10 protein-coding genes are annotated in these 13,358 nt (G+C 69.4%); 8 read left to right on the top strand and 2 right to left on the bottom strand.

All coding sequences use genetic code 11. The annotated features are described in order from the left end of the window. The 6 genes from ACT6S0_RS22565 to ACT6S0_RS22540 form a co-directional block, all read left to right on the top strand. The coding region (locus ACT6S0_RS22565) for a diguanylate cyclase (RefSeq protein ID WP_444766017.1) at window positions 1-1,781 on the top strand (1,781 nt) is incomplete at its 5' end. A gap of 283 nt (window positions 1,782-2,064) precedes the next feature. Then, window positions 2,065-3,870, top strand: a complete 1,806-nt coding sequence (locus tag ACT6S0_RS22560) for an ATP-binding protein (RefSeq protein WP_444766016.1) — start codon at window positions 2,065-2,067, stop codon at window positions 3,868-3,870. Between the two features lie 126 nt (window positions 3,871-3,996). After that, window positions 3,997-6,819, top strand: a complete 2,823-nt coding sequence (locus ACT6S0_RS22555; RefSeq protein WP_444766015.1) for a xanthine dehydrogenase family protein molybdopterin-binding subunit — start codon at window positions 3,997-3,999, stop codon at window positions 6,817-6,819. Window positions 6,820-7,018: 199 nt separating this feature from the next. Beyond that, window positions 7,019-7,543 carry a (2Fe-2S)-binding protein gene (locus ACT6S0_RS22550; protein ID WP_444766014.1) on the top strand — a complete coding sequence of 175 codons (525 nt, stop codon included), beginning with the start codon at window positions 7,019-7,021 and terminating at the stop codon, window positions 7,541-7,543. Further along, window positions 7,540-8,562, top strand: coding sequence for a hypothetical protein (locus ACT6S0_RS22545; protein WP_444766013.1), 1,023 nt, complete (start codon window positions 7,540-7,542; stop codon window positions 8,560-8,562). Before ACT6S0_RS22550 ends, ACT6S0_RS22545 begins: the two co-directional genes overlap by 4 nt. Then, window positions 8,559-9,137, top strand: coding sequence for a cold shock domain-containing protein (locus ACT6S0_RS22540; RefSeq protein WP_444766012.1), 579 nt, complete (start codon window positions 8,559-8,561; stop codon window positions 9,135-9,137). The genes ACT6S0_RS22545 and ACT6S0_RS22540 overlap by 4 nt, the downstream gene beginning before the upstream one ends. 17 nt (window positions 9,138-9,154) lie before the next feature. On the opposite strand, the gene ACT6S0_RS22535 is transcribed toward ACT6S0_RS22540, so the two are convergent. Further along, complete coding sequence (locus tag ACT6S0_RS22535; protein ID WP_444766011.1) at window positions 9,155-9,823, bottom strand: glutathione S-transferase family protein; 669 nt, start codon at window positions 9,821-9,823, stop codon at window positions 9,155-9,157. An 84-nt stretch (window positions 9,824-9,907) separates the two neighbouring features. Between ACT6S0_RS22535 and ACT6S0_RS22530 the strand changes: the two genes are divergently transcribed. Further along, a complete protein-coding gene (locus ACT6S0_RS22530; RefSeq protein ID WP_444766010.1) occupies window positions 9,908-10,486 on the top strand; it encodes a hypothetical protein in 579 nt (192 codons plus the stop codon). Between the two features lie 45 nt (window positions 10,487-10,531). After that, window positions 10,532-11,566: an NAD-dependent epimerase/dehydratase family protein gene (locus tag ACT6S0_RS22525; RefSeq protein WP_444766009.1), complete on the top strand. Its 1,035-nt coding sequence runs from the start codon at window positions 10,532-10,534 to the stop codon at window positions 11,564-11,566. A gap of 147 nt (window positions 11,567-11,713) precedes the next feature. On the opposite strand, the gene ACT6S0_RS22520 is transcribed toward ACT6S0_RS22525, so the two are convergent. Next, window positions 11,714-13,231, bottom strand: coding sequence for an IS5 family transposase (locus tag ACT6S0_RS22520; RefSeq protein ID WP_444766008.1), 1,518 nt, complete (start codon window positions 13,229-13,231; stop codon window positions 11,714-11,716). Between the last annotated feature and the right edge of the window lie 127 nt (window positions 13,232-13,358).

Raw genomic sequence — 13,358 nt, 5'->3', positions numbered from 1 at the left:
AGCAGCTGCTGCTGCGCGCCGACGGCAGCGTCTGGCTGGGCATGCAGGAGGGGCTGTACCGGCTGCCCGGCGCCACGGCGGCGGCGCTGGAGCGCGTGCATCCGCTGGGCGGCGCGCTGCACGGCGGCATCTATGCGGTGCGGCAGGCGCCGGACGGCAGGCTCTGGGTGGGCGGCCAGCAGGGCCTGTTCCGCGAACGCGCAGCCGGTGATGGCGCCCTGCAGGTCCTGCCCCAGGCGCCCGAGCAGGCGCTGGCCAGCCCCATCGTCATGGGCCTGCTGTGGGGGCGCGACGGTCGGCTGTGGGTGGACACGCCGGTCAGCGGCCTGCACCGCCTCAAGGGCTGGGACGGCGAGGGCCGCGCGCGCTTCGAGCGCATCAGCGAGCGCCATGGCGCGGACGGGGTGTTTGGCGGCAACCTGCATGAGGACGACCAGGGCCGCATCTGGAGCCAGCTCTACGTCTACGACCCCGCGGCCGACCGGCTCGACAGCTTCGGCAGCGCCGAAGGCGCCAACTTCGGCAGCTTCTGGTTCTTTGCCAGCACCGAGCTGCCCGGCGGCGGCCTGCTGTTCGGCGGCAGCCGCGGCCTGCTGCGCGTGCTGCCGCAGGCCTGGCGGGCGCTGCCGTCCAACCCGCCGCTGGTGCTCAGCGGCCTGCGCGTCAACGGCCAGCCCCACGAACCACCCCGCACCCTTGGCGACGGCCTGCGGCTGCCGCCGGAAAAGCGCAGCCTGTCGGTCGAGTTCGCGGCGCTGGACTACGCCGACCCGACGCGGCTGCGCTACGAGTACCGGCTGGAGGGCCTGGACAGCGGCTGGACGCGCGTGGACGCCAGCGGCCGCAACCCCAGCTTCGGCCCGCTCAAGCCGGGCAAGTACACCTTGCAGGTGCGCGCCACCGCCCACCATTCGCTCTGGGGCACCGAGCAGCTGCAACTGCCCATCACGCTGGAGCCGGCCTGGTGGGAGACCGTCGGGGCGCGCATCGGCGGCGTGCTGGCCGGGCTGCTGGCCATCTGGAGCTGGATGCGCTGGCGCACCCGCTCGCTGCGCCGCCGTGAGGTGGCGCTGCAGGCCCTCGTCGACGAGCGCACGGCCGAGCTGCGCGAGCTCAGCCTGACCGACACGCTGACCGGCCTGCGCAACCGCCGCTACCTGGAGTTGCGCCTGGACGACGACCTGCGCCTGTGCCTGCGCCGCTTCGAGACGCCGGGCTATGAAGGGGTGGGCGACGGCCCCGGCCCCGACGCCGACCTGCTGCTGCTGCTGCTGGACCTGGACCACTTCAAGCGCGTCAACGACGTGCACGGCCATGCGGCCGGTGATGCCGTGCTGGTGCAGCTGGCAGAGCGGCTGCGGCAGGTCTTCCGCGAGACCGATTCGCTGGTGCGCTGGGGCGGCGAGGAGGTGCTGGTCCTGGCTCGCGAGACGGAACGACGCGACGCCGCCGAGCTGGCCGCGCGTGTCTGTGCCGCCGTGCGCGACACGCCCTTCGAGATCGGCCCGGGGGAGACCGTGCAGGTCACCGTCTCCATCGGCTTTTGCGCCTTTCCGCTGGACCCGCGCCACCCGCGCCTGTGGGACTGGCGCGCCTGCCTGGCGCTGGCGGACTCGGCGCTCTATGCGGCCAAGGCCCAGGGGCGCGACGGCTATGTGGGCGCCATCCGCGCCAACGGCCTGTCGCCGCGCGAGGCGCCCGAGGGCCTGGCTTCCTGGCAGCAGGAATCGCGGCTGGAAGTCGCCCAGGGCACCGGCGTGCGGTCGCGGGCGACGGTGTGAAGGGCCCGCTGCGGCGCGACTTGGCCGCCTTCTTTGGCAAGGTCTCGGCCCCCTAGAACCCTGGATGAATGGCGGCACTGCCGTTGGGCAGCGATGATTGAATAGCGTGCGGTACGACGCGCCGGTCGGAGGTGAAAGCAGCTCGGCGGGTCGGGACTTCACTGGGCAACGTGATGCAGCGATCCCTTCTTCCCAATTGCCGGGCGCTGGTCCTGTTGCTGGGGACTGATCGATTCGGCCGCCGCCCGCGGGGCCGGATCGAATGGCGAAGGAGGAGGCACGAATGCACAACCTGAAGCGGGCGTTGCGAAGCTTTCAGCAACCCGCATTGGCGGCCGATGCTGCTGGCCACATCTGCGCCGCCAACGAGGTCTTCAACGAGTTGCACCCAGCTGGCGTGCGCGATCCGAACGAGACCTGGACCACCTGCCTGGGCGGCGTCGGCTTGAGCCAATGGATGGCGGGCATCTCACAGGGTCAGTGCTTCAGGGGCAGCGTGGGGCCTCTCCATGCGCTCGACCGCTGGACGTACCACGCAGCACCCGTGCTGGACTGCAGTGAAGGGGCCCGCTGGCTCGTCACCCTGTCGCGCGATGACGCCGTTAGGCTGGAGGACCAGTCGATGCGGCTGAGCTTGCATGCCGCGATGCAGGCGGGCCGTTTCGGCCTGTGGGATTGGGACCCGCAAACCGACCTGTCGACCTGGAGCCCCGAACTCTACGACCTGTATCGGCTGCCCCGAGGAGGAGGTGTCGAGCCCGGTTCCCGGTTCCTGGAGATGGTCCATCCGGAGGACCGCGCCAAGATAGATGCAGCGGTCGGCGCCTCGCCGATGACACGCGGGATCGACCCCTACATGTTCCGCATGCGCATGGGTGATGGCAGTCAGCGTTGGATCATGACCTCGGCCCGCGTTGCCGGCGCACCCCAGGCGCCCAACGCGCGGTTGATCGGTGTCAACCTGGACGTGACGGAGCAGGTCCAGGCGCAAGCCGAACTGGAGGCTTCCCGTCTGGAGCACGCCCGCCAGCAGCAGATCATCCGGGCCGTCATGGAACACGCGCCGGTCGGTATCGCGGTGGCGCTGCATGGCGAGGACCGGCTGGCCTATGTCAGCCGGTTCGGCGCAGAGATGGTCAAGCTCACGCCCGATCAGGCCTGCAGCTGGGGCGCCTGGCAGTTCTGCCACGTCGACACGCAGGCACCGGCCGGCCTGCAGGACCTGCCGCTGTACCGGGCGAGCCGGGGCGCTGTCTTGCTCAATGAAGAGTGGCTGCTGCGCGTGAACGACGCGTCGCTGGTGCCCGTCAGCTGCAATGCCGGACCGATCCACGACGCCGAAGGTGCCGTCGTGGGCGCGACGCTGGTCTGGTACGACGTGACCGGGTTCAAGGCGGCGCAGCGGGATCGGGAACTCATGCTGGCCGCCATTGCCCACGAGCTGCGCACACCGCTGAGCGCTGTCCAGGCGTGGTCGGAAGTGCTGCGTCGCGCGCCCGCGCCCGAGTTGCTGGAGCGTGGCCTGGCCACCATCGCGAGAAATGTGCAGGCTCAGGCGCGCCTGGTGGAAGACTTGGTGGACATCGCGCGCATGGCCGCCGGCAAGTTGTTGATGCATCTGGTCGTGGAAGACTTCGGTGCCATCGTCGAGCATGCGATCGAGGCGGTCGCGCCTGGGGGTAGCGGGGGGCGGATCGCGCTGCACCCCGACCCAGCGGCGCGCCAGCTCGAAGTGCTGGCCGACGAAGTCCGGCTGGTGCAGGCGCTTTGCAATCTGCTCACGAACGCGCTGAAGTTCACGCCTGACCCGGGGCGTGTCGACGTGTCAATTCAATCGAGCGAAGATTTTGTCGAGTTGACGGTGGCCGACCATGGCATCGGTATCGACCCGGAGCACCTCGAACATGTCTTCGACCAGTTCTGGCAGGGCAGGCGCTACGCCACCACGCGCTCAGACGGCCTCGGCCTGGGGCTGCACATCGCGCGCCATATTGTCCACGGCCATGGCGGCGCGTTGAGCGTCCACAGCGACGGTCTTGGGCAGGGCACCACATTCGTGGTCCGGTTGCCCCTGCGGCGCCCCGGCTGAGCGAGGCGCGCCCTGCAGGAGGCGTGACACCCGGGGAAATCCGGGGGCCGAGGTCCCTCCGGACGCCGGCTTGTCTGGGTTGCGGGATGACACACTCGCCCCCCATCGAACCGATGGGAGACTCTCGTGGAGCAGGACCCGAACGGGCCATTCCAGCTGACACGCCGCCGCGTCATCGGCAGTGGTGCGGCGGCGGTGACGTTGCTCGTGCACGACCTGGCACTGGCCTTCAAGCCGCCCGGCCTCAAGACCCCCGGCGCACGCCCGCAGCCGCTGGACACGCCCGTGCAACCCCGCGTGCCGCCGGGCGCCCCCGACTGGTCCGGCGCCCCCGGCAAGGCGCGCTTTCGCATCGACGGCCTGGCCAAGGTGACGGGCCAGAAGATCTATGCGCGCGACTTCCGCGCCATGGACATGCCTGGCTGGCCGCAGACCGAGCGCATGGCCATGATCCTGCGCGCGACGCAGCCAGGCCTTGCCTTCGCCGGCCTCGACTTGCGGCCACTGGCCGACGCCCAGGCGCTGCCGCTGCTGACCATCACGCAGGCGCCGCTGCCCGGTTTCCCCTGGCCGCAGAGCGATCTGGCTTCGCTGAACCTGCAGCTGCCCTTCTCGACACAGGGCGCCGACGGCATCTACCAGCTGCTCGTGCCGGTCGGCACGGCGCCGCAGTTCTATGGCCAGCCGGTGGCCATCCTCGTGTTTGCCGACAGCAACACCTACCGCCGCGCCAAGCGCGCGCTGCAGTTCCAGCCCGGTGTCGTGCTGACCGGCGCCGCGCCGCCACCGCCGGCCACGCCGCCTGTCGCGGCGTACAACCCGGTCAACTACCTGACGCGTTATGAGGCGCCGGGCGTGGCGCCCTTCTCGCAGGTGCAGGTCGGCTATGCCTCGGACCCCTTTGCGCCGGACAGCAGCAGCCAGCCCTACAACACCACGGCCAAGGCGCTGCGCGGACGCATCGACGCCGTGCTGCAGGCGCCCAGCCCGGCCGTGCTGCAGCTGGGTGGCACCTACAGCACCCAGGTGCTGGACCCGATGTTCATGGAGCCCGAGGCCGGCCTCGCCTGGCTGGACCGCAGCAAGCCCGGCACCCTGCATCTGGTGCTGGGCACGCAGGCCACCAATGGCGATGCGGGCGACAGCCTGGCGATGTTCAGCAAGAGCCCCAAGGTTGCCGTCAAGACCGTGGTGCTCAACTCCTGCTACCCCGGCGGCGGCTTTGGCGGGCGCGACGTGTCCACCTTTCCGGCGCTGCTGGCCGTCACCGCGGCGCTGGCCGACGGCCCGGTGCGCATCGCCCAGGACCGCTACGAGCAGTTCCAGGGCGGGTTGAAGCAGTTGGCCGCCAACATCACGCAGCGCATCGCGGTCGATGCGAAGACCGGCGAGTTCCTGGCCTTCGGCAGCCAGCAGGTGCTGCCCGCCGGTGGGCAGAACAACTACAGCCAGTTCGTCGCCATGCTGGCCGCCTACTGCGGCCTGAGCGGCTACGACATCAGGCAGGCCTACGTGGACGCCATCGCCCAGCCCAGCACCGGCGTGGTCGCGGGCTCCATGCGCGGCTTCGGCGGGCCGCAGGCCAGCTTCGCCGTCGAGACGCTGGTGGACGAGGTGGCCGTGGCGCTCAAGCGCGACGCCATCGAGCTGCGCGAGATCAATGCGCTGCGGCAGTTTGACCGCACCATCACCGGCGCGCCGCTGACACAGGCGATGTCGCTGCGCGACATCTGCCGCCGCGCGCGCGAGCATCCGCTGTGGCGCGAGCGCGAGGCGGTCAAGGTGCGCAAGGCCCGCGAGGGCGTGCGCTACGGCGTCGGCTTTGCGCTGGCCAACCAGGCCTATGGCACGGGCAAGGACGGCGTCATGGCCGAGGTGGCCCTTGCACCGGACGGGCGCCTGATGGTGCGCACCAATTGCGTCGACATGGGCAATGGCTCGGCCACGACGCTGGCCATCAGCACGGCCGCCTGGCTGGGCAGCAATGCGCATGACATCGTCATGGGCGATGTCGGCAGCTTCAACGCACTGGACCTGCACAGCGATTCCAAGGGCAACTGGAGCGACCCGCACTGGACGGCCAGTTTCAGCATGTCCAGCAGCGCCTGCCTGACGGCCTTCCACCAGGTGCATGTGACGGAACAGGCCAGCCACGTGCTGTTCGAGACCGGCCTGCTGCCGGCCGCGGCGGCGATCTGGGGCGTGCCGCTGCCGCAGCTGCAGGGCAAGACACGCTGGCAGGCCGGGCGCCTCATGGGGCCAGGTCTTGCGCCGTTGCCGCTGGCGGTGCTGGCGGCCAAGGCGCATGCGAGTCAGCTCACGACCGCCGCGATGGTGCATGGCTTGTATGAAGGCACCTGGGTGTCGGCCACCTATGCGGTGCCGGCGGGCCCGCCGCTGCTGCTGCCCATCGATGGCCTGTCGCTGCGCGCCGGGGGCCGCTCGGACTGGGCGCCGGTGCTGCGCCAGCACGTCGTGCCGCCCAGCCCCGAGGCGGCGCTGTATGGCCGCAGCCTGTATGCCCCCTCCGGGGTGCTCGTGGCCGTCGAGATCGGCCCACGCAGCTTCGAACCTCGTGTCGTCGCGGTGGAGCTGATGGTCGATGCCGGCAAGGTGCTGCAGCGCGATCTGCTGGTCGGTCAGGCCCAGGGCGGCGTGGCGATGGGCATCGGGTACGCGTTGCTGGAGAACCTGCCGCTGGAAGCCGGTGGCGCGGGCGATGGGCGCTGGAACCTGGATCGGTATCAGGTGGCGTTGAGTGGGGATGTGCCGTTGGGGCGGTTGAATGTGACGACGTTGCCGAGCGATGAGCCGACGGCCAAGGGGATTGCCGAGGCGGTGCTGTGCCCGATGGCGCCGGCGATCGGGAATGCGATTGCGCATGCGACGGGCAAGCGGTTTCGGTCGTTGCCGATTTCTGGTGCAGACATCGGGAGGGCTTTGTCGTGAAGGCGGCTTGGCGCCAAGGCCCATGCCGCGACGTCGCCCCGGCGGGCGACCTTCTTTTTGAGCGACCAAAAAGAAGGCAAAAAGTCGCCCCCGTTCCGTCGCCCCTTCGCTTCGCTGCGGGGTCCCCCGAACAGCCAACAGCCAAAAGCGCAAGCCATTCCCGGCACCACTCTCCGCACAAACCAAGCGGTGCACAGCCATGACCCCTATCGTCCCCATCCAATTCCACGTCAACGGCAACCCCGTCAACACGCAAGTCCCCACCGACCTTCCCCTCATCGACTTCCTCCGCGAAGAACTCGGCCTCGCCGGCACCCGCCTGTGCTGCGGCATCGGCGTCTGCAAGGCCTGCACCGTCGCCGCCCGGCGCGTGCCCACCAGCCAGGCCCAGCCGATGCTGGCCTGCTCCACTCCGGTGGCGCTGCTGCAGGGCCAGTCCATCACGACCGTCGAAGGCACGGGCAGCATGGAGCGCCCCAGCAAGGTCCAGCAGGCCTTCCTCGACCACTTCGCCTTCCAGTGCGGCTACTGCACGCCGGGCTTCGTCATGGCCACCGAGATGCTGCTGGGCCGCCTGCGCGCCCAACCCATCCGGCGCGAGCAACTCGACGCGGCGATTGAAGACGCCGTCGGCCAGCACATCTGCCGCTGCACCGGCTATGCCCGCTACCACCAGGCCATCCGCGCCGTCGTGCTGGCGGAGAAGGGATTGGTGAAGGCATGAAACCAGCGCTGTTGCTGACGCTGCTGCTCGCCGGCACCGCCCAGGCCGAGACGCTTTTCGAGTACGGCCGCCAATGCGCCGCGCAGATCAGCGAGATCCCCGCCTTCAACTGCATGGCCGGCGAGGAGATTCCCATCACCGTCGACGGCCAACCCGTGCCGCCCCAGCCCGCACCCGCGCGCTGCGACCGGCCTTCGCTGCTGCCGCAGCACGACGCCGGCAGCCAGGGCCAGTGCGTGCCCGGCAGCCGCGCGCTCGTGCTGCGCGACGACAAGACCGCCCAGATCAGCGCCATCTGCCGCAAGCAGGTCGCGCGGCCGGCGGGCAGCCATTTGTTCGACGAGATCAACGTCATCTCCCACAGCCTCAAGGACGGCAAGACCTGCTGGTTCACCGCCAAGGCCAAGGCACCGCTGAGCGAGGCGGCCGGCATCGACGGCCGCTGGGTGCCCTCGCCCAGCACGCTCACCCGCAAGCCGCAGCCGCCCAGCCCTGCGGGTGTGACGGCGCTGCCGGCAGACAAGGTCTGGCAGACGCCCCGGCAGGTCGCCTGGAGCCAGCCCGCCTGCATCAACTGCCACGATAGCGGCCCGTTCATGTACAGCCCCTACATCGCGCAGACGACCCAACTGCCCGACGACCCGTTCGGCTACTACCAGCCCAAGGCCATCGGCGAAGACTTCAAGCGCGCCTGGGCCAAGCTCCACGCCTTCGGCATCACCACGCGTGGCAACACCTGCACGGCCTGCCACCGCATGGGCAATATGAACTCCTGCCGCGTGGCGATGGACCAGTCCACCGGCAACGCGGCGCAGGAAGGCGGCAACGCGTGGTCCAAGAAGTTTCCGCAGTCGCACTGGATGAGCCCGGGCAACCTGCACAGCCAGGCGCAGTGGGATGAGCAGTTCAGCGAGAGCCTGAAGAAGCTGGCGGCGTGCTGCGAGAACCCGCGGGGGGCGGGGTGCAGGGTGGTGGAGTACGGGTCGGCTGCCAAGCGGCGTGGCGGAGGCGGCCGATGAGATTGACAGGCATCCTGCGCAGTTGGAACGACGAGCGGGGGTTCGGCTTCATTGCACCGACACGCGGCGGCGCCGAACTTTTCGTGCATGTCAGTGCCTTGCCGCGCGACGGGACGAGGCCCGTCGTCGGCGAGACACTGAGCTTTGAGCTGGGTCGCGGCAAGGATGGCAAGCCGCAGGCGGTCAACGTCGTTCGCAGCGCAGTCGGGCAGATGGGGCGCCAGCGCCGACATCGAACCGCCGGCGCGGCCGCGCCGCGCTGGGCGGTGTGGGTCGGCTGGGTGCTGCTGCTGTGCCTTCTGATCGGGGCGGCCAGTTGGAGCCATAGGCAGTACCAGGCGCGCAGCCAGCGAATGCAACTGGAAAGCCAGCCACCGACTGCAGCCGTGCCGGACAACGCGCCGGTCGCAGGGTCAGACGGCTTCCGCTGCGACGGGCGGACGCACTGCTCGCAGATGACGTCTTGCGCCGAGGCGACCTGGTTCATCAATCACTGCCCCGCCACGCAGATGGACGGCAACCACGACGGCGTGCCTTGCGAGCAGCAGTGGTGCACGGCGCCAGGCGCGCGCTGACGCGACGGACTGAGCCTTCAGCTCATCAAGTCATACGGCCCGCCCCGCTCCAGCGCCCGCTGGTACGCCGGCCGCGCATGGATGCGGTCCAAAAACTCGCGCACCTTGGGATAGCTCGCCATCGCGCCGCCGCGCGCCGCCCAGGCCTCGGCCGCAAAGCTCATTTGCACATCCGCCGCACTGAACTCCGCACCGGCAAACCACGGCCGGGCGCTCAGCTCGCCCTCCACGAACTTCAGCTGCGCGTCGATGTTGGGCTGCACGAAGCTGCCCAGCACCTTGTCGGCAATGCCCTTGGCAATCGGCTTGACGAAAAAGGGCATGGGCGCGCGCTTGATCTTGTTGAAGACCAGCTTCATCACCAGCGGCGGCATGGCCGAGCCCTCGGCGAAGTGCATGAAGTAGCGGTAGTGCAGCAGGTCCTGCTCGCCGGTGGGCTTGAGCCGGCCCTGGCCATGGCGGTCCACCAGGTACTCCAGGATGGCGCCGCTCTCGGCCACGGTGAGTGCGCCGTCGGTGATGACGGGCGACTTGCCCAAGGGGTGAACCTTGCGTAGCTCGGGCGGTGCCAGTGAAGTCTTGGCGTCGCGCTCGTAGCGCTTCACGTCGTAGGGCAGGCCCAGCTCCTCGAGCAGCCAGAGCACGCGCTGCGAGCGGGAGTTGTTGAGGTGGTGGACGGTGATCATGCGGGCGAGTGTAGGCAGCCCCGGGGCTTGCCGTGAACGGGCCTGCGCCGCTACCCTCGCACGCACCAAGCCCGGAGGTGACCCATGGGAAGCTGGCCAACGCTCGAAGTCGCCAAGCTCGTCGTCGGGGTGCTGACGCCGCTGTCCGTGGCCCTGCTGGGCTGGCTGTTCAGCCGCCAGCTCAAGCGCCTGGACCTCAGCAACTGGACCAACCAGAAGCTCATCGAGAAGCGGCTGGTGATCTATGACGACATCGCCCCCAAGCTCAACCTGCTGCTGTGCTTCTTCACCTGGGTGGGCTACTGGAAGACGGTCTCGCCGGCAGACGCCATCCGCGCCAAGCGCGAGCTCGACAAGACGCTCAACATCTACCGCCATGTCTTCGACGCCGAGGTCTACGAGGCCTACCAGGACTACATCCACATCCTGTTCGAGACCTACACCGACATCGGCCACGATGCCCGGCTGCGGGCGCTGATCCGCAGCCCCGACGGCGACCGCCGCACCGACGCCGCCTATGCCTGGATCGACGCCTGGGACGCCTGCTTCGCGGAGCCCGGCAACGCGGTGGACAAGCGCGCGGTGCGCGACAAGTACGGGGCGCTGATGGCGGCGTTGACCCGATCACTGGGCGTGGCCGCGCCGGTGCCCATGCAGGCCTGAGCGCGCCCCGCCAGGCCCATGGGCGTGCGCCACACAATCGGCGGCATGACTTCGCCCCAACGCATCCTCGTCACCGGCGGCAGCGGCTATATCGCCGGCGTGCTGATCCGCCAGCTGCTGGCCGCCGGCTGGCAGGTGAACACCACGGTGCGCGACCTCAAGCGCGAGCCGGCGCTGCGCCAGCTGCTTGGCGCCGGACAGGGCGAGGCGAGCGAACAGCTGCGCTGCTTTGCGGCCGACCTGATGCTTGACGCCGGCTGGGCCGAGGCGGCGGCCGGCTGCAGCCATGCGGCCCACATCGCCTCACCGCTGCCGGCCGGCGTGCCGCGCGACGCCAACGAGCTGATAGCCCCGGCCCGCGACGGCGCCTTGCGGGCGCTGAAGGCGGCGCGCGATGCGGGCGTGCAGCGCTTCGTGATGACCTCGTCGGTCGCCGCCATCGCCTACGGCCACGGCCCCGGCGAACACCGCTTCACCGAGGCCGACTGGACGAATCTGGCCGCGCCGGGCATCCCGCCCTACATCCAGTCCAAGACCGTGGCCGAGCGCGCCGCGCGCGACTGGGTGGCGCGTGAAGGTGGCGGGATTGAGTTCTGCACGGTCAACCCCTCCGTCGTGCTCGGCCCGGTGGCGAGCGCCGACTATTCGGCCAGCGTCCTCATCGTGCGCAGCCTGCTCGAAGGCCGCATCCCGGCCCTGCCCAACATCGGCTTCGGCATCGTCGACGTGCGCGACGTGGCCGACCTGCACTGGCGCGCACTGACCGCGCCCGGCATGGCCGATGAACGCTTCATCGCTTGCGGCGGTTTCCTGTGGCTGCGCGAGATTGCGGCCATCCTGCGCGCCGAGCTGGGCGACGAAGCGCGCCGCGTGCCGACGCTGCAGATGCCCGACTGGGCGGTGCGCCTGCTGGCCAAGGTCAGCCCGACGGTGCGCGCCGCGGCCAGCGAGCTGGGCACGGCGCGGCATCAGGATGCGACGCATGCACGCGAGCGGCTGGGCTGGGTGGCGAGGCCGCCGCGCGAGGCCATCGTGGCGACGGCGAGAGACTTGATTGGGCTGGGTGTTGTGAAGCTCTGACTTGGCTTCAGAGGCATGGCTTCACGATGGCTGACTCAAGCCGCAGGTCACGCCCATCAGGGACACTGTGAGAGGGAGGGGTGACCAGCCGTTTAGTGGAGCCGCTGCAACTAAGTGGTCGGCCCTGCAAAATTCCAAATCGCCAGTTCAAGCGACTGTGAGGAAGTCGTTGGAGGATCGGCGCGGGGGCGACGGGAGCGCGATTGCGCTGCGTGGACCGAGCGGTAGCGTAGCCGGGAGGCGCAAACCAGCCGCCAAGCCGGTGAGCCAGGTGCCGCATAGGGCCATCAGGGCCAAAAAAACATGCTTCAGCCCACTGGCCTTGAACTGGCGCAGCAGCGCCCGCATTAGCCAGCGGATGTTGAAGCCCGCCGCGCACAGCACCGCGTGCAATGAGTCCCCTTCGCTGCCCTTGAGCCAGCAGCGCTGCATGCCGTGGTCCTGCTTGGTGTGGCCGATCAGTGGCTCGATGGCCTGGCGTCGTTTGAGCCAACGCCGTTGCTCCTGGCTGAGCGACTTGTACTTGCCCCGGTGGATCAACGCCACGGGCGCGATCTCCTGGTCCACGCCGCGATAGCCGAGGTCGACGACCGCGACCTTGGGCGCCACCCCGAGGTCTTGCAGCAGCGCATTGGTCTGCTCCAGTTGTTGCGCCAGCGTGTGGCCGTCGAACGGGTTGCCGGGGAAAGACCTGGCCCCCACCATCAGCCCGCTCTTGTGCGTGACCGCCAGGCTGACCTTGACACCGAACTCATAGGGCTTCCTGGCCTTGCCCTTGCCGATGCACTCGACTTCGGGCGCGTGTAGCGCGTACAGCTTGTTCTTGTCGCTGGGCCGTTGGGCGTGGATGCGCCCCGCGCGCTGCAGCCACACGTCGAGCTGCGCCTGCGCGGCCTGGGGCAGCGTCGTCATCTTGCGCCGCACCTCGCGCAGCAGCACCCCGAGGATGGTGCGCTGGCGGCGCAGCACCTGACGCAGCCGCTTGTACTGCTTGGCGTGGGCGTAGCCGCCGGCTCGGCGGCGCAGGGTGCGGCCTTCGCGCTCATGCGTCATCTTGAGCTTCAGGCCCGCGCGCTGGGCCAGCCGTGCGATCTTCTCGCGCGCCACCTCCAGCAGCCGGCTGTCGGTGGGGTGGGCGATGGCCTTCTCCTGCACGGTGGAGTCCACGATCACGCGCTCGAACTCGGCGGGCTTGACGGCCTTGAGCGCCAGCGCGGTCTCGATGGTGGTCTTGAGCAACTGCTCGACGCCGGCCTCGCCCAGCACACGGCGAAAGCGTCCGATCTGCGTGGCGTCGCACGGCAGCTTGCTCTGGTAGTAGTCCATGCCGCTGAAGAGCTGCCAGACGACGTTCTCGCTCCAGCGCTCGCACACCGACTCGTCGCTCTCGTTGAAGGCGTGCTTGAGGTACAGCAGCGAGACCATCAGCCGGATGGGCAGCCGCGGGCGCCCGGCGCGGCTCACGCCGGCGGCGGCCACATACGCCGTGGTGCCGAACAGGTCTGCATCGGCCATCAACTTCCCCGACCGGGCCTTGCGCGCGAACAGCGGTGCGAGCGACGCTTCGATCTGCGCCCAGGGCATGCGTCGGGCCAGCACCGCCAGCGGATGGCGCGGGTCCACCATGCCGTCCAACCGCGCTCGAAAGAAGTCGTCCGTGACCATCGACTCGCCTCCCAAAACTCCCAGCAACCGATATGGATTGAATATCTTCCTGGGAGTTCTGACCATCGGCGATCACCCCGAATCCCCAGTGTTCATGCGGGTGGGCGGGGTTCTGCAGGTCCGACTA

It is taken from the genome of Roseateles sp., assembly GCF_052436255.1.
GTDB lineage: Bacteria > Pseudomonadota > Gammaproteobacteria > Burkholderiales > Burkholderiaceae_C > Pelomonas.
The sequence above is the reverse complement of the archived record's forward strand: the minus strand, read 5'-3'. Positions and strand labels throughout refer to the sequence as shown.

Bases quoted from the DNA above. Each gene is read 5' to 3' on its own strand.
- ACT6S0_RS22520 (WP_444766008.1), bottom strand. From the start codon at position 13,231: ATGGTCACGGACGACTTCTTTCGAGCGCGGTTGGACGGCATGGTGGAC.
- ACT6S0_RS22535 (WP_444766011.1), bottom strand. From the start codon at position 9,823: ATGATCACCGTCCACCACCTCAACAACTCCCGCTCGCAGCGCGTGCTC.
- ACT6S0_RS22540 (WP_444766012.1), top strand. From the start codon at position 8,559: ATGAGATTGACAGGCATCCTGCGCAGTTGGAACGACGAGCGGGGGTTC.
- ACT6S0_RS22530 (WP_444766010.1), top strand. From the start codon at position 9,908: ATGGGAAGCTGGCCAACGCTCGAAGTCGCCAAGCTCGTCGTCGGGGTG.
- ACT6S0_RS22525 (WP_444766009.1), top strand. From the start codon at position 10,532: ATGACTTCGCCCCAACGCATCCTCGTCACCGGCGGCAGCGGCTATATC.
- ACT6S0_RS22560 (WP_444766016.1), top strand. From the start codon at position 2,065: ATGCACAACCTGAAGCGGGCGTTGCGAAGCTTTCAGCAACCCGCATTG.
- ACT6S0_RS22545 (WP_444766013.1), top strand. From the start codon at position 7,540: ATGAAACCAGCGCTGTTGCTGACGCTGCTGCTCGCCGGCACCGCCCAG.
- ACT6S0_RS22550 (WP_444766014.1), top strand. From the start codon at position 7,019: ATGACCCCTATCGTCCCCATCCAATTCCACGTCAACGGCAACCCCGTC.